Below are 22,183 nucleotides of genomic sequence, written 5' to 3' on the forward strand. Positions count from 1 at the left end.
CTCGTCACATGCGGCGGAGATGTTCTGGATCAGTCTGACCGGCATCCAGCGAGCGAACCTTCGCTAGGCTCAGCGGTGATCCGAGCGGGTTCGCGTTCAGTCGATCAGCGGCCTGTCCTGTAGCACAGAGTAGGTGACGGAGCGGTCAGTCAGCTGCGCTGCTGGACAGAAGTCGAGCTTGGACCAACCCGGCGTTGAGGTCTGGCACACCGATTCGGCCCCGGAACTGGCTGTGCTGCACAAGCAGCGCCTCGGCGAAGGGACTGACCAGCGAGGCCACAGCCTCCATCGGTTCAAGTTCGTCAACGGTGATCGTCCGGACATTCTCTAGGTCGAGCACAAGGTCAGGGATGTCCCTGAACGCCGGGAGATAGTAGTAGCGACCCTGGGTCGCCCTCAGAACGTTTCGTTCCAGCTCCTTCCACGCACCGTTCGATCTCTTCTCTGCCCAAGCCTGATACCGAGCATTCGTCTCCAGTGGATCGGCCTTTGCGATAAGGACGAACTTGACCTTGTCCTGAGCGAAGTCACAAGCTGGAGTGAGCGTCACCCACCACGTTTCGTCCGTCGCGCGGAGGATGTCGCCGGGCGCGCGGTGCGCGGAAGGTGATGGGTACACGTAGCGGTGGCTCGGGTGTGAAGCGTTGGCTTGTTCCCGCTTATCGTTGAGGATTCGCGCAAGCCGACTCAGCAGTACCTGGCTGATGTCGGCGGCGTCGCCGTCCGCCGTGTACTCAGCCCAGTTCGGAGCCAGCTCATTCCACATATGCTCGGTCAGAACGTCCGCGACTTGTTGCTCAATCTCGTTGATCGTGGCAACCGCTCGGCTCTCAACTGCCGCGGTGATGGCGACCGGGAGCTGCTCAATGTCCTCTTTGGTGAGCACCGTCACTAGCGGTGGCATCTCCTCATCAATGACTTTCTCCGGCAATGCAGTCCAGAACACAACGGGAGCGAAACGAGCCTTCTTGATGTCGAGATACGTAGCGTGACCAGCAGTGTCGTCCTCCGGCACCGAAGCTGTGGCTTCCCGCCGGACGTCGAGGACGACGACATCGCTCTCGCCATTGCGAACACGAGTGAAACCGTCGTCGAAATCAGAGGCGAGCGAGACAAGAACCTCGATCTCCTCATTGCCCTCGAAGGCGTCCGTGATCTCCCGTTGGGCGTCCGCTGCCTCGCGCGCTTGATCCTCGATGATGAGGACTCGCACCACCTGCTTCACTACACTCGCCTCCTGAACGTGGCCTCGAAGGTTGCACCGTCAAGCGGCCCTTCATCGACGAGCATGAGCTCTCCCGCGTAGATGTCTTCGACAAGGTTTCCCACGATGCTCAGTCCGAGCCCTACTCCGTCGGGCTTGCTGGAGAAGTACGGATCGAAAATGTGATCTCGGTTCGCTGACGCGACCCCCGGCCCGGAATCGCTAACGATGAGTGTCACCGATCCATCGTCGTTCGACCGGGCATCCACAACGACCTTCCGCTCAATCCCGTGGGGTTGGGTAGCGGCCCAGTAGATCGCGTTCTGGATCAGGTTCACGAGGACTGTCAGGAGTTCTGCCTCATCGATTTTGACCGCAGTACCTGCGCCGCCGCCGACGAGTTGCACGCTGCGATCATCGGCTTCCTGCTGGAGTATCGAGATAGCGCGGTCGATGACTTCGCCGACGCTGATCTGCTTGGGACGGCCGCGCTTCCGTCCACCGAACGGCTCGATCTGCTTGAACAATGAAGAGAGAAGTTCGGCCTGTTCGGCGGTGTCAGTCATTGATCCGAGCGCGATGCTGATCTTGTCGCTGTCCTTCAAGTTCGATTTGTTGAGGTCGCGGGTTCCGAAGCGCGCGATGTTCTTGAGTCGGGTGACGACGGTGCGCCCATCGTGGAGCACTCGGTCGATGAGCGCGCCGAGGGTGGCGAGGCGTGAGTACCGAGACAGGACGTTCTGGACCTGTGTGACGCCCTCCTGGATGTCGCGATTCTTCTCGTCGATGAGGCCGTGCAGCCGCTTGTCGCCCGGGTAGCTCTGCTTCAGTGCAGTGCTGATCTCACCGAGGTCGAACCGCTCGAACAGACCACCCTTACGTTCTGGCTGCTCCTTCTTCGGGTGTCGAGCACCGTAGCGGCGTTGTTCGAGTTGGTTGAGTGCCGCCCGCACCAGGGATTGAAGATCGGCGTAGGCGACCCCGGCGAGGATGCCCTCGCGGTTGGACTGGTCTTTGAGGCTCTCGTTTGTGTCCGCACCGATGAAGACGTGACCGATGATCTGGTTATTCGACAGCCTCAGCGTCGGGCTCTGCACGCGTCGCAGGTCGAGTCCGAGCCAATCGTCTCCACTCTCACCGAACGGGAGTACGCGGAACCCGTCGCGGTAGATGCTGACGCCCGCAACCTCGTCCATCGTGTCTCGGAAGCCCTTGAGGTCGCTGGCGCTCGGTGCAGTGTTCTCGGGGTTGGCTGCTTGTAGTGATCTCTGGAGTGCGGTCTTCTCTCGATCCCAGACGCTGATCTCGAATTCGAAGGGGCCGGCCTGAGGTGGGCGGTCTTCGAGGTTCCAGAGTTGCATCACTCCGATGTCTTGGGTCTCCGGCGGGTCCTGCTGCTCGTAGTGCAGCGTGGCCGATCCATTGACATCGATCGAACCGCTCAGTCGGTAGTGGGGGGTTCGTAGGTCTGCCGACGGCTCGATCGGACCAGCGAGATCCTCCAGCGTGTCGTCCACATCCGTGAGCTCAAGCACAATCTGGAAGTCCGGCTCGGTGGATGCGTCCTTGGCCGATCCAGCGCCTGAACCCTGCGGACGCGGGCGGATAAGGCGGGTGAGGGCCGTGCGAAGCTCAAGAAGGTCGTCGCGAGTCCACTCCCGGGAGAGCCTGTCGACTTGGAGAACAGTGCCTCGTTCTTGATGCCACCCGTCAGCGTGGAGATCGCTGAAGGCCGCCGCAGCGGCACCGTTTGCCGCGAAGACATCCGGGGCCCCGACCTCCCAGGCGACCTCGATCTCGTCCAGGTAGGCATCCTCCCGGTCGAAGTCTGTCCAGTCGATGAGGAGCTTGACCTCGTCAGCATCCTGCTTCCTCGTGGTAAGGAGCATCTCCTCGCCAAGGCGCGCGGCAGCAAGGCGCCCGATACCCTTCTCGCCGAGAACACGCCTCCCGCCGTCGCTGCGTGGGTTCCGTCGTTTGGTGTCGGTGGCAATGTCGAGCCAGGAACTCTGGAGCGTGGCAGCGTCCATGCCATGTCCGTCATCCCAAACTTCGATGCCTCCCTCGCCCGCGTTCAGAGGACCACGAAACCGGATCAGGACGACACCTGCGTCGGCGTCGTAGGAGTTCTTCACCAGTTCGATGAGCGCAACCTTGTCGCTGCTGATGAGGTCGCTGCCGAGTGTCCTGAGAAGCCGCGCTTTGGGGCGTAGCGCGCCGCGTCCTGCTGGCTCCGCCCCGGAGTCTTGGTTCGCACCGCGTGTCACGAGGCACTCTCCTCGGGAGCCGCATCCCGCACCGAAAGGACGTTGGACGCAATGCGCGCCCGCGCTTCAGCAACAGTGATGCCGCGGATGGCACACATTCTCAGTGACGCCTCATCCCCACTTGAGACTAGCTGAGCCAACGCGACCTTGATGTCGGTGCGCAGGCCAGTGTGATCGTCAGGAAGGTCCATGAGGAGCACGACGATCTTGCTCACGTGGCCGTTGACTACAAGTTCGTCAGAGCCCCGGAGCAGGGAGTAGAGACGACCCTGGGCTTCGCCCAGCGCCGACTCGACATGCTCGGGCCAGTCCTTGTTGTCCTCGTCGCGGAGGCACTCGCGGAGTGCTCGCAGGGTCCGCTTGCGGGTAGCGCTGAGCGTATGGACATCGATGTGCTGGAGCAGGTCGAGTGATAGTTTCTCCACGCCCCGCAGCGGCGTCATGAGAGTCTCAGCAGCGGCGGTGGGCATGCGGTGAACGTCGAGCAGCGATGCGACGGCAGCAGCAGCCTGAGTCATATCGGGGCCGGGATAGCACCACCATTTCACAGCGCGTTGCTCTTTCGCCCACTGAACCAGTAGCTCGCGCATCGCTGGGAGTCGGGGAGCTTCAGTGCGCGGCAAGTCCAACGGGAGGATCGCCTCGGCGACGTACTTGCCCAGGCTTGGTGGAACGGCGTTGCCGATCTGCCGGAACGCATCACTGCGGGTTCCGGCGAAGCGGAAGTCATCTGCGAACGTCTGGATGCGTGCGGCTTCGCGAACGGTGAGCGTGCGATGCTCGGCGGGATGGATGTACCAGTAACCGTCCTTGGCAATGTGGGCCGTGATTGTTCTACTCAAGTCGTCCCAGTCAAGGCGCTTGTACTTGTCGTTGAACGTGTCTGAACGGTAGCGGCGGAGCCGTTCAGGAAGGTCCGAATACAGCGTTGATGAGGTCATGAGCTCAAAGGCTTCGCGATCGTCGTCGCGAACGGGGCGAGTCATGTGGTCGTGGATGACGTCGCTCTGTCCGTCCCCTCGCAGTGCCTTGGCCAGCGCGCTGGAGGGCTCTCCCGTGTAGCGCAGCTCACGTGCTCCCGTAGTGTCGTTCAGCGTTGGCAGGTCGGCGATGGCGTCGCGAACAGTAGGACGGGTCGTCGCTGGTTCTGGCCAGACCGGGAGCGCTCCGTCGTTGCGTGCCTGGAGGATGAAGCGCTTGCGGTGTTGGGGCACCCCGTAACGCCACGCATCGAGGAGTCGATAGTCGACGATATAGCCGGACTCTTCGAGGAGCATGGCGATCTCGCGAATGACGGTCAGGTCGTCGCCGATTGCCATATCCGGGACGTTCTCCATGAGCACCGCCCGAGGCGCGACCGCGAGAACAACGTCGATGAAGGATCGCCAGAGCTCCTTTCTGGCGTCCTCCTCCTCACGGACTCCCTCGTTGATGAGGCTTCGTATCTTCGCGCGGCCCGCCCGGCTGAATGGCTGGCAGGGTGGCCCTCCCGCGACAAGATCAATCCCAAGCGGCTGGAGCCTCTCGATGAGAGCCGCCACCTGGTCTTGGTCGGACATGTCCACATCGAGGGCAAGCCCGCGGAAGTTAGATTGGTGCGTCTCTAGGGCCGCGCGATCATGATCCACGGCAGCGACAACGGTCCAGCCTGCGGCTTCTACACCGGCACCGAGCCCTCCTGCGCCGGAGAAGAGGTCGACGGCGAGCGGACGCCCTGTTGCCTTCTCCCGCGCGCACCACTCTTCGAAGGACTCTTCTTCGGGTGCTTCCGGGTGTCTCGGGAGTGTAAGCGGCGCCGAGCGCTCAAGTTTCACTGCGTACGTTGCCAAGCCCCAGCGCTCCTTCCCGTCTAGACGCTCACCTCCAGGAGAACACAGTTGACGTTCTCGCAGCGTGTAGGTTCGCCGAACCGACACGTCACCTCAGTCCATCTTAGCGATGCGGTCGGTTCCGCGTCGGAACACCCCGCAGCGGTTCACATCGAGACGCCGGGCACCTGTTTACCCGGCGTTCGCCCTGCTGGCCGCGGCTCCTCTGCCCGCTCCAAGCCTCGCACCTGTTCAAGCGCCACTCGTGCCCGCGCAGCGTCGATCGTCTGGGGGGCCGACTCGGGCGGCGCACCGAGAGGTGCGTCGTCGGTGATGCGGTAGCGGTCTCGGTAGGCAGCGACCACGCGTGCGGACTTGCGCCAGGTCGCGGCTCGTCGTCGCTCGTTCGGCTGCACTCCAAGAGCCTTCGTCCACGGCGCGCTCTCGGTCAGCGCGCCGTCGAGTACGGCGGCGGCACGCGCCTCCATCAGTGCCTCTCGCTCATCGAGAGCTGCTCGCATCTCGGCGTCGATCACTCCGTGCGCCTGTGGGATGAGGCCGACGATGAGTTGCGGCGGCTTGCGAGTCCGGCCCGAGCCTGCGGGTCGTGCTGTCGCACGCTCGACCCGGTAGTGGAGGACGGCGGCGATGTCGTCGGCGTCGCTGAATCCGCGCGCTGCGACGAGGCGCGGGAGCAGCGCTTCGACGTTGTGATGGTTGGCCTCGGCACGGCGGAGTTCAGCCGCGAGCGGGCCGAACGCCTCAGATTCGATAGCGCTCTCGGCCTGTTCGTCGGTGAGTCCGGAGCCGCGGACGAGGGTGGCCCACCGGTCGTGTTGGGCTGCGGCGGCAATGGTCTCGTACTCGGCGGCGAGCTGAACGATGGAGCCCCACTGCTCCTGCTCAGTCACGATGGTTTCGTGCGCTGAGAGTTCGGCTCCGCTGTGCTGGAGAACGCCGTAGAGAACGCTTCGCGGGGTGGCATTCGGGTCGTCGCCGGGGTGCGGCTGCGTGTGGTCGTCGGCGCGGTCGAGAGCCACGTAGGCGTGGTTCGAGTTCCGCCCCCTGGTCATCGCGACGTAGAAGGTCTCCCTCGTCGAGGTCGGCTCGACCAGCACGTGCGCAGTGTCCGTCGTGACGCCCTGGGCACGGTAGGCGGTGACTGCGTATCCGAGATCGACATGCTCGGCCACGTATGCGGCTGGGAGGAGGATGCTGCCGCCGAACCTGCGCTCACGCCTGCGAGCCCTGATGGTGCCGTCTTCGCGGACAGTGGTGCCGGTCCCGTAGTCGCGTGCGATGGTGATTGTCCCGTCGTCGCCGACGGCGGTGATGGTCCATATGTCGCCGTTGCGTACCCAGTCCCGCCCTGCCATGGTGCGGAGGTTCCGGTTGTTGCGTCGGGTGATGATGGTGTCGCCGACGCCTGCGGCGGTGCCGTCGCGCAGTTCGACTTCGCGGTCGGGGATCAATGTCTTGTTGAGGATCAGGTCGGCGCGGGCGCGACGGTTCAGCGCGGTCACGTCTTCGTGGGTTTCGGCGATCAGCACCGAGGTGAGTCCGGCGTCGCGGTCGGCGCGCCAGGCGTTGTAGGCCGTGTCGGTCATGGCCTCGGCGTCGCCGTCGGTGATGCGCTGGTGGGCGAGGTAGGTCTCGATGGCCCGGGTGTGTCCGTGGCGTAGCTCGAGTGAGGCGGTCTTCTCCCAGGCGTGGGTGAAGCGGTGAACGTCGACCAGTTCGGGGGTGTCGGCGCGGTCTCTGGCGATCATCGCGAATGCACCGCCGGCGTCCACGGACTGGAGCTGGGCGTAGTCGCCGACCAGCAGCACCTTCGCGCCCGCGTCTTGGGCGAGGTGTGTGATGCGGTCCAGCGACAGGGTGCCGGCGAGGGAGGCTTCGTCGATGATGACGAGCTGACCCGCCTCGAACGTGTCGCCGTGGAGGATGTGGTTCTGCCACCACTTCGCCGTGTTCTCAGTCGCGATCCCGAGATCATCGGCGAGGACCTGTGCGGCGACCGCTGACGGCGCGAGCCCGACGACGGAACCGGCGCCGTGCTCGGCTTCCCAGGCGCGGCGGAGTGCGTTCATGGCGGTGGTCTTGCCTGCCCCGGCAGGACCGACCAGCACGTCGAGCATCCGTCCCGACACCGCGATGCGGGTCAAGGCATCGGCTTGGTCGTCGCCGAGCATCCGACCGTCCGCGTCGGGTCTGCGCGTGATCTTCTCGACCGTCGCGAGCTGCACCGTCGGACCGGCCAGGTTCGCTGCTCGTTCCAGGAGTCTGTCCTCCGCCGCGAGCTGGGACTCGGAGGTGAACACGGTCGAGCTCTTCGGCCGGAACACCGAGGTGCCGTCGGGCCGACGGAACACAACCGGGGACGCGGCGAGTTCGGGCGGCGTCAGCCGAAGCGAGACGAGTTCGGCGGCGTCGGCGACCATCGCGACGATGGCTTCCCGGTCCTGCGTGGTGGCGAACCGCCAGCCCATCGTCTGCCGGGATGCCTCGGCCATGAGATTCCATCGCCGCCAGGTCGAGCGCTTCTCACCGACCACCTCGACGACCGAGCGCCCGAGCTCGCCGATCACGTCGAGTGGCACGTCGTCGGCGCGTAGCAGGAGCGGTTTGTCGTTGTCGGTCATCTCGCGTGCCCACGTCGTCGCGTCCCGACCGAGAGTCTTGGATGCGCGATCCCGCCACTCGGCGGTCAGGTCAGCCAAGGATCGGACCTGCTTCTCAGGCCTCGTGGCCAGCGTGGCCTGGGCTCGCAGCTTGAGGATCGTCGCGTTCGATGGTTGGTGTCTGTGATGGGCAACGTACTCGGCGATGAGCCGGTTCTTCTCGACGTCGATGTGACGGGCACGGGACGAGAACTCCGAGACCAGCTCTTCCGGAACCCCGGTGATCGCCCACGCCGGATTCCGGTCCCGCCCCATCTCGCGCTCCTCCCACGAGACGCCGAAGGAGCGCGTCATATGGTCGGCGAACACGGCTTCGTGTAGTTCGGAGAGGGCAACGACGGCGGCGTGCATCGGTCTGCCGTCAAGCGAGCGCCATTTCCCATCGACGACGGTCTTGGCCTTGTTGCTGATCACCACGTGCGTGTGGATGTGGGGGTCGCCGGCGCGGGAGTCGAAGTGATCGAAGGCGGCGGCGATGAGCCCGGTGACATCGACTTGCGCAACCGCGCCGTCTCCGGCGGTTGCGCCCGCGCGGGTGGCTGCAACTTCACGTTCCATGAACGCAACCACCTCCGCAACCGCTCGATGGTGCGCCTCCCCGATGAGTGCTTGGACCCCGGCGTCGGCGACTGCCCACAGCACCGATGCGGACTTCGGGATGGAGAAGGTGAAGTCGAAGCCTGCGACCGCACGCCGTGTGCTGTGAGCTGTCTCCTCGGCAACGATCTGCGCGATGGCCTCGCCCTTGGCCCCAGGTGTGAGCGTCTGGTCAAGAGCGGCGATCCGTGCCTCGATCCGCTCGTCCTGGCTCTTGTACGCAGGGAAGCCCAGGCCGAGCTTGTCGCCGGTGATCGGATCACAGCCCGTGCCCATCAGGAGCTGGAGTTGGTCTTCTGATACTCGGTCGCCCACCTGAATCTCGCCCTTGCCGAGGGCCGCTACGCCTGCGCCGAGCCAGCGGCCGGGCGGTGTGCCTTCTTCCATGTAGTAACGAGTGAGCGGCGTCGAGAGCGGCCTGTTGCCGTCGGCTGCCGCGACCGTCTTGAGCAGGTACTTGTAGCCATCACCTGCCGACATCACGCGCATCGAAACCGTCATGCTCACCTCCGTTCCTGGCGAGCAGGTGAGCACCCGCACCCGGTGACTTCTGAGCCGGTAGTGCCCGGCTCTTCTACCTCGACCTGCAAGACGCGTGTGGCCTCGGATGGCGGTCGGAGCCGAGGCCGGAGATGGAGGACCTCAGGCGGCGGCAAGCGGGTCTCGGTTGAGCAGCGAGCGCGTGTCGGAGTCGTGCACCTGACAGGTGACCAGCTCGGCATCAGCTTCCGGATGAGGCGTTGCCGAGGACGACCGTCACCGGAGCAGACTTCATGCACGACCTCAACGCCAGCGGTGGCCCAGGACTCAGGATCGGATCGCTCTTCAGCGGCTACGGCGGCCTCGACCTCGCCGTCGAGCACGTCTTCAACGCCAAGACCGTGTGGTTCTCCGAACTCAACGAGCCCGTCGCCCGCATCTTCGCCCGCCACTGGCCCGACGCGCCGAACCTCGGCGACATCACGACCATCGACTGGCGTCAGGTCGAGCCTGTGGACATCCTTATCGGCGGGTTCCCGTGCCAAGACGTTTCGACGGTAGGCAAGCGCGCCGGTCTCGCCCCGGGTACGCGCTCGGGTCTGTGGGCGCACATGGCCGTGGCCATCGACGCGCTCCAGCCCGAATGGGTCGTCATCGAGAACGTCCGCGGGCTGCTGTCCTCACCCGCGACACGGCCACCCGCAGAAGGAGACGACCATGACCGACGCAACCCCGGCGATGCAACCCCCGACGGCGCAACCCTTCGCGGCATGGACGCGACCCGTGGCATCTGGGAGACAACGCAGCTCGACCTCTACGGGCTCTCGGCGCCGTTCTCGGTGATCTGGCCGACCTGCGGCTGGATGCGCGATGGATCGGCCTACCGGCTTCCCTTATCGGCGCTCCTCACCAACGTTTCCACATCTTCGCCCTCGCCCGGCGCACTGTTCCGCACCCCGCTGGCGACCGACTCATCGCGCGGCGGGGAGACTCTCGACCAGGTGCGAGCGAGGCGCGGGACGATCGCACTGTCGCACCAGATCATCGACTTCGCGCTCCACGGACCGGCTGGCTCACCGACCAGGAGAGCCGAATCGGAGACCCTGTGGTCCCTGATAGAGGGACTCTTCAACGCTGGGGACGCTACGCCGACGCCATCACCCGCTGGGAACACATCACCGGACGCCCCGCGCCAGCGCCAGCCCTCCTGAACGACGCCGACGACCCCCGCCCAGCACCAGCTTTCGTCGAATGGCTCATGGGCTTACCGAACGGATGGGTTACGGACAGCGATGACCTGACGCAGAACCAGCAGATCACCGCGCTGGGCAACGGAGTGCTACCTCTCCAGGCCGTGTCCGCACTGTCGCTGCTCGCCGCGTGAACGTGGGTTACTACAGAGCCGCGTCCTCCGGTGCGCCCGGTGCTGTTCCCAGAGCGGCGAGTAGGCGGGTCCGGATTCGCTGCTTGCGCTGCTCGAAGAACGACGTGAAGTCGGCCAGGTCGAGCGGAAGGCCGTCGAGGTCGTTCTCGGCGAGGTAGGTGGCTCGCTTGTCCTCGCTCGGGAAGGCAGTCTCAATCCACTCCGCGGGCAGGCCGTCCTGCTTCTCAATGTTGGCGGTGCCAGCGAGCAACTGGAGGTTCGGCAGGAGATTCACGGCCGCCAGGTAGTCGTCGATGCTGTCGAGCGGGACTCCGGCGTCGAGGAGCTTCTTCTTGGTGAACCGGGACTTGGGGAAGATGTGGTCTTCGTGGAACTTCTTGCTCAGGTCCAGCCCCGGATACAGAACCGAGAGGACGGAGAACGTCCGCTGGCCGGCGTACTTGAGGTTGAGCAGTTCGTCGATCTCGGCGTTGTCGAACGTGAGGCTCTTGCCGACGGCCGCCATTGCCTCCTCGACCGCAGCGACCGGGAAGCCGTTCGTCGAGTTAGTGCGGAGGACATCGCGGATGCGGGTGAGGAGCGTGTCGAGTCCCGACCCCAGATGCCGCGCTTGACCAGCGAGCGGGTCACCCACCGTTGAAGGGCGAGCCTGTCGGCCGCGTCCACGGTGGAGTCGAGGTAGGAGTCACCTGCGCCCCGGAGGTGCAGGTAGTGCGCGACCGGGACGATCACGCTGTTCGCGGTGAGGTTACGTTCGTTGTACCCGAACTGCTGAAGCAAAGTCGCAGCACGCAGCAAGGCTCCCTTGATCTGCGGCCACGCGGCCTCCACCTTGGCCATGTTCCCCTGGGTGAAGTTGGTGACCTTGAACCGCACATCCACGTCCGCGATCGTCAACGCGGTCTTCAGCACCACATCCTTGGAGAACGAGAACTGTCGCCCGGCGTTGCTGTTGATCTCGGAGACCAGCGAGCGGACCTCCTCGCGCGCGTCCAGCTCTTGCCACTGGTTCGTCGCCATCGACAGCAGCAGGTCGGAGTACGAGAGCGTGGTGCCGCCGCTGTTGACGCGGACGAAGATTTCGAGCACCTTGTCGGCGTCCTGATCGGTGACCAGGAAGTAGTTCATCGGCTTGAGAACCCGCACCGCCTCGTACAGGTCGTAGAGCCGCTGGAACGCGTCAGCCGATCCAGCGATGCCGCGTTGCTCCAGCTCGCGCATGATCGCGGGGCCAGCGTTGGCGAGATCGAGGACTGCGCCGACTCGGAACCACTTGTCGGCCTCGCCGTCCGCCGGGGAGGCCTCCCGGTCGGTGAGGAACCGCAGGTCGTACTTCGTGCCGAGCTCCTCGTCGTCGGGCTCGTCGACGAGGTTGAGGTAGAGGCGCTTGACGGGGAACGCGTCCGCGCTGTTCCACCACGCGTACTTCTTCTTCTCCGCGAAGCTGCCGTACAGCGCGATGTTCAACGAGGTGAGCCGCTGCTGTCCATCGAGCACCGCCGTCGTGCCACTCCCGGAGGGAACCGTTGCCTTGTCGGCGTAGGGGTTGTCGCGCTCGTGGTAGTTGGTCAGGAACTCGTAGAACGTGTACGACTGCGCAGTTTCAGGCTTGACGTCCCAGAGCAGGAACGACCCGACGGGGTACCCACGCATGAGGCTATCGACGAGCTTGGTGATCTGATCGGCACCCCACACGAACTCTCGCTGGATCGCCGGCATCAGGTACTCGCGCTTGTGGATAGCGGTCAGCATCTCCTCGATGCTGCGCGGGGTCTGGAACGACATGCGGATTCTCTCGGTCGGGCTGGCAGATGGTCAGGCGATGGCGTCGTCATCGACGGCCACGACAGTGTCGTAGAGGCCGTAGTGCCGCAGCCCCTTGTGGGACTCGATGCCGGTGTAGGACAGGGACGAGTCCTCGTAGCGCCGGAAGGCGAAGACGGCCTGGTTCATGTGGGTGGCGTTGAAGACGCCGAGGTTCACGAGCAGATGGAAGTCCTCAACGGTCAGTCCAGTGACGGTGCGGAACAGGCCCGGTTCGAGCTTGGTGATGACGTCCTGGAGGGTGTTCTCGCGGAAGTCGGTTAGATACATGAACGCCGGGATGCGGGTGGCGAACTTGACCAGCTTCTCTTGAATCTGCTTCCGCTTGGATTTGTACTCCTTCTCTTCCGCCGTGAGTTCCTTCTTCTCCGCCGGAGTGATCTCTTCGCCCTTCTCCTTCTTCGCCTTCTTCACGGCGTCGCTCTTGTTCACGACGGTCTCGAAGATGTCGTTGCCGAGCGCGCGGAAGCCTTCGATGTTCATGACGGCGTTGAGGGCGTCAGGGTTGTTCATGATCTTGCGCAGGGTGTCGTTGTCGACGTTGACGAGTATCGCGGACTCCCACTTGCGGGCCAGGAGGGTCGCGGACGTGCCCGACATGGCGATGTCGAGGATGCCGCCAGCATCGACCTGGGTCATGTTCGACCCGTCGTAGGCCAACACGGGCAGGAACTTCACGAGCTCCTCGACGGCCTGCTCCGGGTTCGGCGTCTCCGGCGAGAGACCAGCCCCGTAGTCGGCGATCTGACGCAGCGCCCGGGTGGGCGCGAAGTCGAACACGAAGCACACCGGCTTGAGGACAGCTTCGGCGCTCGGATTGTCCCCGTCGGGGTTCTTGATCGACCATGGTGACTGCACACGGAACGCGGCCTGGAAGTAGGTCTCGGGCGAGTTGAGGTTTCGCAGCATCAGGATCGAGGACCACTGCTTGACGGTGACGCCCGTGGTGAGCTTGCCGCAGGACAGGGTGATCGTCTTCGTGTCGTGGCCGTCGCCGATCGCCGCTCGCACCGGTGGGAGGGCATCCAGGCCAATGCCCGCGCCAGTGCCTGCGACGACGAGGACCTTGTAGTCGTGCCAGAACACGTTCTGCTTCTCCGCGAGCAGGTTGGCCATCGCCTGGCAGGCAGCCACATTGGGTAGGAACCAGAACGAGTGCTGCAGGTAGGGCAGGAGCCGGACATCGGAGTACGGGAACGGCGGGCGGGTGCCCATTCGCGGCTCATCGCAGATCCGGTGGGAGGAGTAGTCCGCCGGCGACGAGGAGCATGCGCAGGCGGTAGTTGTCGGGGTTGCGGTAGCCGCGGGCGATGCGTCGGTGCAGCTCGATGATCCCGTTGATCGCCTCGGTGCCGCCGTTGTTCGCACCGCCGGTCGTGAAGTAGCCCAGGTAGGTGTTCTTCCACTGGCGCAGGGTGCGGCCCAGGCGGGCGATCTCGGTGATCGGGCAGGACGCGAAGCTCGCCACGACGTGCTCGGCGATGGCCCTGCCGGCGGCGGGAGTTACGGCGGCGTAGGCGGAGCGGACCTGCTGGTAGCACTGCCAGGCCAGGAGCACCTCGTCGCCGGGGTCGCCGCGCTCGAGGCAGTCGAGAAGCCGGGCCCACTGCCGCTCGGTCAGCTCGCCCGCGGCGCGGTGCAGGATGTTGCGGATCCGGTAGAGCGGGTCGCCGGCGCGGCCGCGGTGCCCGAGGGTGGCTTGTTGGACGCGGCGGCGGATCTCGTCCATCGCCTGGGCGGCGAGCTTGACGACGTGGAACGCGTCCAGGACCGGGACCGCCTCGGACAACTCGTCGCGCAGCGCGTTGGCGTAGCCGCGGTAGGGGTCCAGGGTGGCGACCTTCACCCCGCTCCGGAACGCGGCCGTGCGGTCGGTCAGCCAGGTCGCGTACGCCTTGCCGGTGCGCCCCGGCACGAGGTCGAGCAGCCGGGCGTGGACGCGTCCGTCCTGGTCACGGGTCAGGTCGACCATCCCGGTGAACATCGCCGGCCCCTTGGTGGAGGTCTTGTGCGGGGTGTGGTGCCACACGTGCTCATCGACCCCGAGAGTCCCCACCCCGGCGAACCGGGATTCATCGGCGGCCAGGTCTTCCAGACGCGGCTTGACGACCCGCCACAGCGTCCACCACGCCACGCGCAGCTGACGGGCCAGACCGCCGATCGTGGCGTGCTCGGCGCGTAGCTGCCTGATCGCCCAGGAGATCACCCGCGTCGTGATCGACCCGCGCGCAGTGACCAGGGTCGGCACCTGCTCGCTGAACGTGCGCCGCGGGCAGCCCGCATCGGGGCACGCCCACCGGCGCTGGCGCCACACGATCTCGACGGGGACCGTCCCGGGCACGTCGTGAAGGACCCGGGTGCGTCGCCCCCGACTGGGGGCAACGACCCCGCAGTCCGGGCAGCCCATCAGCGTCCACGGCGTCTGGACCGTGACCCGCAGGCGCCCGTCGTCACGCTCGACGCCCACCACCTGCACGCCGTCCAGGCCGAGCAGCACCTCGCACCGCGGGCAGGGGTCAGATGCGGGCGCGCCAGCGGCGCACCCCGTAGCGTTGGGCATCGTCGAGGTCATCGTGGAACGGTTTGCTTGGTCGCTACCGATCCTGAGGACCTCGACCTACATCACCACGCAACCCGCCTCACCGGCGCGTCGCGACACCCCCACCGGATCTGCGAAGAGCCCCATTCGCATGGCGTCGACCTGCGTGGGCAGGTGAGCTCCACGGATGAGGTCGAGCCACTTCTGAACGTCGGTCTTGTGCGTAAACTCGGCGTCCGCGCCGATGCCCTTTGCCTCGAAGAACTCGTTGAGGTCGAACTCGTCGAACTCGCCCTGGTTCGCGACGGCGATGAGCTCGTCGGGCATCTGGTAGGTGAACAGGCGCATCTCCGGGAGTGCCCCGTACGGGTTCCAGTCGTTCGGGTGCGCGACTGCGTACTCAGCCTTGGCCCGCTGCTCGTCGGTATAGGTCCAGTTGAAGATTTGCTCCTCGATGAACTCACCAGTCGCCAGCGCCTTGAACGGCGTGCCCGACAGGTACAGGTAGGCGCGGGTGGTGATCGGCAGGAAGTCGTCCTCGTCGTTGCCGAGCTCGTCAAGCTCTTCATCGAAGGCGACTAGGCCGTCGTTGTACTCGGCGGCCAACTCCTTCTGCTTGACCTTCTCGTCCTCGCCCTCGAACAGCTCCTTGGCGGATTCACGCCAGGCACCGAAGTGGTACTCGTCGAAGATGACGAGGTCCCAGTTGGTGGTGTGGACCCATTCGTTCTTTGCCTTGATGAGACCGGTCTTCCGGTCGCGCCCGAGCAGGTCCTGGAACGATCCGAAGTAGACCAGCGGCCGAGTCTTGTCGGCGTCGTCCGGGCTACCCCCAGTCGCTGAGGAGAGGTACTGCCAGCCGTCGAAGTCGGCGTGAGACTCCAGGTCGGTCTGCCAGGCGTCCTCCACCGCAGGTTTGAAGGTGACCACGAGGATGCGCTTGGCGCCGAGCCGCTTAGCGAGTTGGTAGGCGGCGAAGGTCTTTCCGAAGCGCATCTTGGCGTTCCACAGGAAGCGTGGCACCGCGTGGTAATTCTCGGCCCAAATCGACTCGAAGTAGCCCTGCGCCTTCTCGACGGCGCTGACCTGCTCCGGGCGCATTGGGAAAGTCTCATGATGGGTGCCGCTAAGTTTCACGCCCGTGCGAAGCTCAGTGATCGCCGTGCGCACATCGTCCGGGGTGCAGCGCATCCACTCTCGCGCTGAGCCGAAGATCGGGTTCTCGAAGCCCTTGTCGACCAACCGTTGACGCACATCTGAGTCGCGGAAGATCGACCCATCGCCGCGTTCGGCGAGCTCATCCACGTGGAGCGTGTAGGCCTGCTGCATCTGGCCCTGCGACTCGCGGATGCGGGCGTTCACGTCCCTCTTGGTCGTCTGTCCCACCTTCAGCAGTCCCGTATATCCCGCGGGTGGATCATTCGGCGACCACGCGTATATGCGTAGACGCGCCTTCGGCCTCTCCGGGAGAAGCTCGTCGAGACTTCTACTCATCGATTCCCAACTCCATCGGACGGACTACTTTCTCGACGAACGTGATCTCCTCATCGGTCAAACGGTACTTCGCATACAAGTCAGAGTCGGTCCACTGCTTGGTCCATTCTTGAACAGGCACGAAGCCGTAGACCCTGCTCGTAACATGCTGGGAGGCCTTTCGGAGCTGAATCAACAAGCGCGTCAACCGGCAGGACAGGTACGAGAGCGCACTCTCTGCTTCCTCCTTCGAATTGAAGGGGCCGATGGCCAGGTATGTCTCCGTGGAGATACTCCCGGGTTCGCCGAGGAATGGCGTGCTGATGACGCGGTGGGGATACGAGTCTTTGTTGCCGGTACCCGGAGCCGCGTAACTGACGAAGATCTTCCACTTGTCGATCAACGCTTTGCCAGAAGCCACTTCGCTCCTCGCTATATAGCCGATGCCACCGTTCTGGTAGACCTTCACATCCTCGGGGCCGGCGACGGACTTCGCTTTGAAGAAGGTCCGCAACCCGAACGCACGGGCCGAACTTACAAGTTCGCTGAAGCTCTTCTCGGCCGGGAGGGAAACGCTCGGCTGCCCTGCGAGCTCGACCTTCATGATCTTCTTCAGGATGGAAACACCCTCATTGAAGCGTATGAAGACATCGGCGCCTTCTTCGAGTAGCGGCCGGGTGTCGGTCGAGTCATCCCATCCTTTGAAGTGGGTCGTGACCACGCACTCTCCAGGATGGTCGCGATCCCAGAGGAAGTAGTTCACGCCGCCCTTGAGGCCAACGCCCGGAAAGACATCGGCCGCACTGAGGAAGTCGTCTATCGAGCGAAGTCGTCCGTCTTTGAGCATCGACTCGCGGAAATCCTCCAATCCCTTGCCACCGGCAAACCATCTGGAAGGAATGACCATCGTGAGGAAGCGGGGATCAAGCTTCTTGGCTTGCTCCACGAACAGTTGATAGATCGGCGCAGCACTGGTTCCGTGTCCGCCGTCGCTGAGCTGGTAGGGCGGGTTGCCGATGATGACGTCGAACTGCATGTTGTCTCCGAACAGCTCGGCGATCCGAGCCTTGATGTCGTCGGTATGGATGAAGGCGTAGGCGTGAGTCTCAAGATCGTCACCACGTGCGTAGTCGTCCTCGCCCGCTCCGCAGTAGATGCACTTGCGGTTGGTATAGACGATGACTTCTTCGCTGGTCAGCGGATCGGATCGGAACTCGCGTTTGCCGCCGCCCCATGTGTGCTCGGTGCGCTCGAACCAGATGTTGCCGTCCTCGGTCGTAAATGACTTGGCGATCGAGTGCGGGCCGTTGGCTAGTTTCGAGCAGTAGACGCTGCGGCGTGCCAGCAGTGCGGTGAGTTGAGTGATCCCGATGCCGAACACCTGGCGGGTGAGGATGTGATCGACGCGTTCGGCCAAGTCGGGGATCACCAAGATCAACCCGTCGGTGAGTCGACGGACGATCTCGCGGAGGAACACACCGGACTTTGTGAACGGATCGAGGAACGTGATGTCAGGATTGGCCCAGATGTTCGCACCGTCGTTGGCGTCTGCCCAGGCGGCGGCAAGCGTGTCGAGCATCTGGCTTGCGAACTCCGGCGGAGTGAAGACCTCATCGTTGGAGAGGTTTGCGATGCAGGTCAAGACATCCGGGTTGTGCCCTCTGAGGGTAAAGGGTGCAAGGGTCACGCGGCGGCCTCGGCGATCTGATTGACGGTCATGGTCGGGTAGGTCTGCGCGGGAACGAACAGGTCGTCGTCGTCCAGTTCGCCGAACAGTGTGCCCTCGTACGAGGCTCTCTGGGTGAGATCGTCGTAGCGGAAGTCGCGCCTCTGGAACTTCCCTTTGCCGAGGTAGCCCCACTCAGGGAAGGTGATCGGCTGGCCACTCACCAAGGTCATGGTCAAGGCATCCCCCTGGACGATGTTCACGGCTAGGACCGCGCGCGCCGCTTGCGCCCACTGGTCATCGCTGCTGATGCCCAGAAACGTGTTGAACACCTCGGCTAGATTGTCGCGGCACTCTTCGGCGTTGTCTGCGAGGAGTTCGATGCCGTACGTGCACATCAGCGCAAACAGGGCGTAGTGGCGCTTCTCAAACTCGCTCTTGCCGTGACGGAGCTGGACGGTGACGAGCTTGCGGGCCAGGACCGGGACAAGGAAGTTTCCCGAGCCACAAGCGGGCTCAAGCACGCGAGCGTCGATCCGCTCCGACTCGTGCTTGACGAGATCGAGCATGTCCTCGACCATCCACCCCGGCGTGAACACCTCGCCGTGATCGGCAACGCGCTGCTTGGACTTCACCAAGCGCTGGGCTTCACTCAGCGTCATCGTCTCCCCTTCCCGTGCTCGTTGTCACGATCGTAGGAGTGACCGCTGACATTTGCGTGGGCTGCTGAGCGGTCTCGTCGTCGCTGGCCGCCGCGCCCGCACGCACCCAGTCGTCGATCTCGCTGGCTTGGAACTTCCAGAGGCGTCCGACCTTGTGGGCTGGCATGGCCTTCTCGGCGATCCAGGTGTAGACGGTGTCTTTGGTGACCCCGAGGTGGGCGGCGATGTCGTCTGCGGACAGCCACGGCTCAGCCACGTTGGTCCTCCCTCGCTCAATGGCCCAGGCAGGCCAACACTCACGATGATACCGGTGGAGGTACGGCTTGAGTGGGGTTTCTCCGGGCGTGGCCGAACGAGGTGGGTGCCGAGGGTGGTCGATCTGCTCGGCCGATCAGTGCGGGACACGGGCCCTGAGCCAGGTGATCACTGCTTCCCGCCACGGGTCGGGGTCGGTGTTCCAGCAGAGGGTGTGGTCGGCGTCGAAGGTCTCCAGCTTGACGAGGTCCGGGCGGGCGTCTCGGAGTGCTTGTGAGAGCCGGATCGGTACGGAGTCGTCTCGGGTGCCGTGGAGGATCAGGGTCGGCGTCGCGAGGTCTGCGGTTCGTGCGGTCCAGTTGAAGGAGCGGAGCGGGATGCTGCCCGGCAAGCCAACTGCGCGAGCCAGCGGGCCGACGGTGAGCCACGGGATCGCAAGGTGCCCGGCTGCTGCGGGCAGTCCACTGCGAACGCAGTTGGTCTTGATGACTTCGGTCCAGCTGGGGGCGGGTGAGTCGAGTACGAGCGCGGCTATCAGTCCATCGTGTCGCGGGTGGTCGGCGAGTTGGAGGGCGATGGCGGCCCCCATTGACCAGCCAAAGAGCACGACTTGCTGCGCTCCGCGTCGAACGGCGTATCCGATGGCTTCGTCAACGTCGCTCGTCTCGGTGTGGCCGAGGGTTGTTCGGCCGGTGCCGACTCGTGGCCCTTCGGTGGTGTTGCGGTGGCTGACGACGAGGGAGGTGTAGCCGAGTTCGGTTGCGACCCGCACGCCGCGGAGGGTGCCGGCGCGGGTGCTGCCGAGGCCGTGGATGTGTATCGCCCAGACCGAAGGGTCTCCCTCGATGCGCCAGGCCGGGCATCGCCCGGCGGGGGTCGTGATGGTGATGTCACGGGCGTGGAGTCCGGCTTCGGCTGGGGTGGCGTAGTAGATGCCGCTCCAGGAGGTCCGGTCGCCGGCCTTTGGAGTGGAGCCCGATGTGAGGCCCGTGATTCTGCGGGCGACTCGGGTGGGTCCGCGACCGATGACCTCGGTGGAGAGTTGCGCCCACCCACCGTGCTCGAACCAGAGGTTGTAGATGCCGTGCGCGGTGGTCTGCTCGGTTCGGTCGAGCACGATCAGGTCGCCATTGTCGTCGTGCTCAACGCTGCGGATGGTGAGGTCGAACGTGCGTGGGCCGACGGGTGCCGTGAGTCGCCGCGCGATGGTCCACCCGAGCCCGGCAGCCGCTGCCGCCGCGATCCCGCCGCCAAGCGCGATGCGGCCGATCACGCTCCACGCTCCTCAACGTTGGGAACGTGCAAGGTCTCTGCGAGGGCGCTATCGCTTCCGACGAGGTGGGTCTCGGCGCGTTCGAGTAGGTCGCGGTCGTCGGTGCTGATGGCGAAGGTGATGCGCGGGTCGATCATCGCGTCGCGGATTTCGACGATCACTCGGTGGAGGTGCCCTTCGGGGTCTTCGCGGTTGGCGGCGAGGGGGTCGGCTTGGCTCAGCCCGGGCCGTGCATGTGTCGCTCGGAGCCAGAGCGGCTCCAACTGCGCGGTGAACGAGATCGTGTGCCGACGCCGGGAGCGGTGCTGGGCGCGGCGGACGGCGGGCTGGACCGCGAACCCGGCGCAGAGGAACACGAAAGTGAGGACAGAAAGCGGATCGTAGGCGGCCTGGATGGCGTGCATGAGATCGAGGTGGTCGGCGGCGTGGGCGATGTCCATGACGATCACGGCGAGGCAGAGCGTGACACCGAACGCCGATCCCAGGCTGAGCAGTGCGGCGGGGAGGCGCTGGATGCCGGCGCTGTGCCGATACTGCCGGGCTGCGAGGACGAGCATCGTCGCGATGACGAGTGCTCCGTAGCTGAAGTTGATGATCGAATAGACCGCTGCCGCTGGTTGCGCGCCGAGGTCGTTCATGAATCGTGTCGTGGTGGTGGTGCCGCGGTCGATGAACAGGAACGATGCGGTGATCGCGAGCAGCGCGACGAGCAGGACGGGTGCGCTGACGGTGGCGCGGACGAGCCTGGGCCGGTACTCGCCGGACTTCATGACGCCGCGCCCGAGGAAGAAGAGCCCTGTCATCAGGAGCGCGTCCGCGATCAGTGTCGCGATGTTCGTGCCGCCGAGGAGCGGATCGACGACCGTGTAGATGTCATCGACGTTCAGCGTCATGGCGATGGCGATGGTGAGGGCGGCGTAGGTGATGCTGCGGTCGGTGCGTTTGCGGCGGAAGATGAGCAGGCTCGCCACGAGCGCCCACATGAGCGTCGCGACGAGCGTCTGGATCATCCGAAGACCTCCGAGTAGGCCGATTCGGCGAAGACCGATCCTCGGATGCCTGCGGCGAGCCGGTCGGCGAGGGACTCGGCGGCGATCTCGGTTTCGCTGTCGAGGTCTTGCCGCCTGAGCAGGCGACCTCTGGTGTACGGCGGGATGTTGGGCAGCAGTGCCTCCCCGACTGCACAGTCGTCGCCTTCGCAGTGCCCGAGGATCATGTGGGCGAGCTCATGGAGCACGAACTGCTGGCGATGCAGCGCGGAGTCGCTGCGGGCGTGAAGCACGACGTCTTCGGCATCGGTGGAGAGCCAGAGCGCGCAGAGGCCATCGTGGGTGCCAAGGCCGGCGAGTTCAACGACGCGGAGCCTACGGTGGCGCCGGTCTTGGACGGTGTGGAGGAGATCGTCAAGGGCGAAGGTGTTGCCGAGCTCAAGGCCCGCGACGGCCGCCGATACGGTCTGTTCGATATTCACGGTTCGCCCCTTCTCTGTAGGGAGCAGAGACCGGTGGCGGCTCCGTCGCGCGGTACCGGTCAGTGCTCGGGCATATGTGTCATTTCCTCGTCCAGGAACTTGGTGATGGCGTGGAGTGCTTTCGGCGAGATGTCGCCGAGGGTGCGCGCTGCGTAGGACTTCACCTTCGCGGCCCGCATGGACCGAACCAGATCGAGCTGCGCTGAGACCTTCTCGGGCGTGGCGGCACCGTCCTCGCCGAGCAGGAACGCGGCGTCCACGTCGAAGAACGCAGCGAGCCCCTCGAAGACGGCGGGGTCTTGGACGTAGCGGTGGCCGTTGACCATGTACGTCCAGCGCGACCGTGACAGGTTGGTGCCTCGTTCGTGGAGGTAGTCGGCGATCTGCGAGTAGGTCGGTTCGGTGCCGGACTCGGCGACGGCGACATCCATCAGGAGCCGTAGACGCTTGGCGAGGTCTTCGGCCGCAGCCTGGCTCTCGTCTTCGGTCATGGTGGCTGACCCCCTTCCCTTCGCGACGGGCAAGGCATCGATGTAGTCCACCCGGAGGGTGGTTGTGCATGCTCAACCGTACTCGTTGAGCATGCACAAATCAAGGCT

Annotated in this window: 15 protein-coding genes and 1 pseudogene; 1 reads left to right on the forward strand and 15 read right to left on the reverse strand. The window is 64.8% G+C overall.

What is annotated here, in order from left to right; translation table 11 throughout:
* Positions 1-145 precede the first annotated feature (145 nt).
* The 4 genes from CBP52_RS07185 to mobF form a co-directional block, all read right to left on the reverse strand.
* The gene (locus CBP52_RS07185; protein WP_094180405.1) at positions 146-1,225 is read right to left on the reverse strand and encodes a hypothetical protein; all 1,080 of its coding nucleotides are present in this window, start codon (positions 1,223-1,225) and stop codon (positions 146-148) included.
* Positions 1,225-3,471 carry an ATP-binding protein gene (locus CBP52_RS07190; protein ID WP_094180406.1) on the reverse strand — a complete coding sequence of 749 codons (2,247 nt, stop codon included), beginning with the start codon at positions 3,469-3,471 and terminating at the stop codon, positions 1,225-1,227. Before CBP52_RS07190 ends, CBP52_RS07185 begins: the two co-directional genes overlap by 1 nt.
* Positions 3,468-5,300 carry a DNA cytosine methyltransferase gene (locus CBP52_RS07195; RefSeq protein ID WP_157732531.1) on the reverse strand — a complete coding sequence of 611 codons (1,833 nt, stop codon included), beginning with the start codon at positions 5,298-5,300 and terminating at the stop codon, positions 3,468-3,470. Before CBP52_RS07195 ends, CBP52_RS07190 begins: the two co-directional genes overlap by 4 nt.
* Positions 5,301-5,446: 146 nt before the next feature.
* Positions 5,447-9,058 (reverse strand): MobF family relaxase, encoded by a 3,612-nt coding sequence (mobF, locus tag CBP52_RS07200; RefSeq protein ID WP_094182228.1) that lies wholly within the window; start codon positions 9,056-9,058, stop codon positions 5,447-5,449.
* 272 nt (positions 9,059-9,330) lie between these two features.
* Between mobF and CBP52_RS07205 the strand changes: the two genes are divergently transcribed.
* Positions 9,331-10,248 (forward strand): DNA cytosine methyltransferase, encoded by a 918-nt coding sequence (locus CBP52_RS07205; RefSeq protein WP_232514698.1) that lies wholly within the window; start codon positions 9,331-9,333, stop codon positions 10,246-10,248.
* A 554-nt stretch (positions 10,249-10,802) separates the two neighbouring features.
* Here the strand turns inward: CBP52_RS07205 and CBP52_RS07210 are convergent.
* From CBP52_RS07210 to CBP52_RS07260, 11 genes and pseudogenes are all read right to left on the reverse strand, one after another.
* Entirely contained in the window at positions 10,803-12,206 is a 1,404-nt protein-coding gene (locus CBP52_RS07210) for a DUF262 domain-containing protein (RefSeq protein ID WP_198303542.1), read from the reverse strand.
* 30 nt (positions 12,207-12,236) lie between these two features.
* The gene (locus CBP52_RS07215) at positions 12,237-13,460 is read right to left on the reverse strand and encodes a hypothetical protein (protein ID WP_232514699.1); all 1,224 of its coding nucleotides are present in this window, start codon (positions 13,458-13,460) and stop codon (positions 12,237-12,239) included.
* Between the two features lie 7 nt (positions 13,461-13,467).
* The gene (locus CBP52_RS07220) at positions 13,468-14,805 is read right to left on the reverse strand and encodes an ISL3 family transposase (RefSeq protein WP_198303495.1); all 1,338 of its coding nucleotides are present in this window, start codon (positions 14,803-14,805) and stop codon (positions 13,468-13,470) included.
* 57 nt (positions 14,806-14,862) lie between these two features.
* Positions 14,863-16,146, reverse strand: a complete 1,284-nt coding sequence (locus CBP52_RS07225; RefSeq protein ID WP_198303543.1) for a DEAD/DEAH box helicase family protein — start codon at positions 16,144-16,146, stop codon at positions 14,863-14,865.
* A gap of 124 nt (positions 16,147-16,270) precedes the next feature.
* Complete coding sequence (locus tag CBP52_RS07230) at positions 16,271-17,944, reverse strand: Eco57I restriction-modification methylase domain-containing protein (protein ID WP_094180408.1); 1,674 nt, start codon at positions 17,942-17,944, stop codon at positions 16,271-16,273.
* Complete coding sequence (locus CBP52_RS07235; protein WP_094180409.1) at positions 17,941-18,585, reverse strand: N-6 DNA methylase; 645 nt, start codon at positions 18,583-18,585, stop codon at positions 17,941-17,943. The genes CBP52_RS07230 and CBP52_RS07235 overlap by 4 nt, the downstream gene beginning before the upstream one ends.
* 73 nt (positions 18,586-18,658) lie before the next feature.
* A pseudogene (locus CBP52_RS17865) lies at positions 18,659-18,841 on the reverse strand (helix-turn-helix domain-containing protein); the annotation flags it as partial.
* A gap of 135 nt (positions 18,842-18,976) precedes the next feature.
* Entirely contained in the window at positions 18,977-20,113 is a 1,137-nt protein-coding gene (locus CBP52_RS07245) for an alpha/beta hydrolase (protein WP_094180410.1), read from the reverse strand.
* The gene (locus CBP52_RS07250) at positions 20,110-21,123 is read right to left on the reverse strand and encodes an MAB_1171c family putative transporter (protein WP_094180411.1); all 1,014 of its coding nucleotides are present in this window, start codon (positions 21,121-21,123) and stop codon (positions 20,110-20,112) included. The genes CBP52_RS07245 and CBP52_RS07250 overlap by 4 nt, the downstream gene beginning before the upstream one ends.
* Positions 21,120-21,584 (reverse strand): hypothetical protein, encoded by a 465-nt coding sequence (locus CBP52_RS07255; protein WP_094180412.1) that lies wholly within the window; start codon positions 21,582-21,584, stop codon positions 21,120-21,122. The genes CBP52_RS07250 and CBP52_RS07255 overlap by 4 nt, the downstream gene beginning before the upstream one ends.
* A 59-nt stretch (positions 21,585-21,643) precedes the next feature.
* The gene (locus CBP52_RS07260) at positions 21,644-22,126 is read right to left on the reverse strand and encodes a hypothetical protein (RefSeq protein WP_369826320.1); all 483 of its coding nucleotides are present in this window, start codon (positions 22,124-22,126) and stop codon (positions 21,644-21,646) included.
* Positions 22,127-22,183: the final 57 nt, after the last annotated feature.

Source organism: Cellulomonas sp. PSBB021 (assembly GCF_002240455.1).
Classification (GTDB): Bacteria; Actinomycetota; Actinomycetes; order Actinomycetales; family Cellulomonadaceae; genus Cellulomonas; species Cellulomonas uda.

What these genes read in the sequence shown, in the direction of transcription:
- mobF (WP_094182228.1), bottom strand. Translation starts at nt 9,058, where the DNA reads ATGACGGTTTCGATGCGCGTGATGTCGGCAGGTGATGGCTACAAGTAC.
- CBP52_RS07205 (WP_232514698.1), top strand. Translation starts at nt 9,331, where the DNA reads ATGCACGACCTCAACGCCAGCGGTGGCCCAGGACTCAGGATCGGATCG.
- CBP52_RS07210 (WP_198303542.1), bottom strand. Translation starts at nt 12,206, where the DNA reads ATGTCGTTCCAGACCCCGCGCAGCATCGAGGAGATGCTGACCGCTATC.
- CBP52_RS07215 (WP_232514699.1), bottom strand. Translation starts at nt 13,460, where the DNA reads ATGGGCACCCGCCCGCCGTTCCCGTACTCCGATGTCCGGCTCCTGCCC.
- CBP52_RS07220 (WP_198303495.1), bottom strand. Translation starts at nt 14,805, where the DNA reads ATGCCCAACGCTACGGGGTGCGCCGCTGGCGCGCCCGCATCTGACCCC.
- CBP52_RS07235 (WP_094180409.1), bottom strand. Translation starts at nt 18,585, where the DNA reads ATGACGCTGAGTGAAGCCCAGCGCTTGGTGAAGTCCAAGCAGCGCGTT.
- CBP52_RS07250 (WP_094180411.1), bottom strand. Translation starts at nt 21,123, where the DNA reads ATGATCCAGACGCTCGTCGCGACGCTCATGTGGGCGCTCGTGGCGAGC.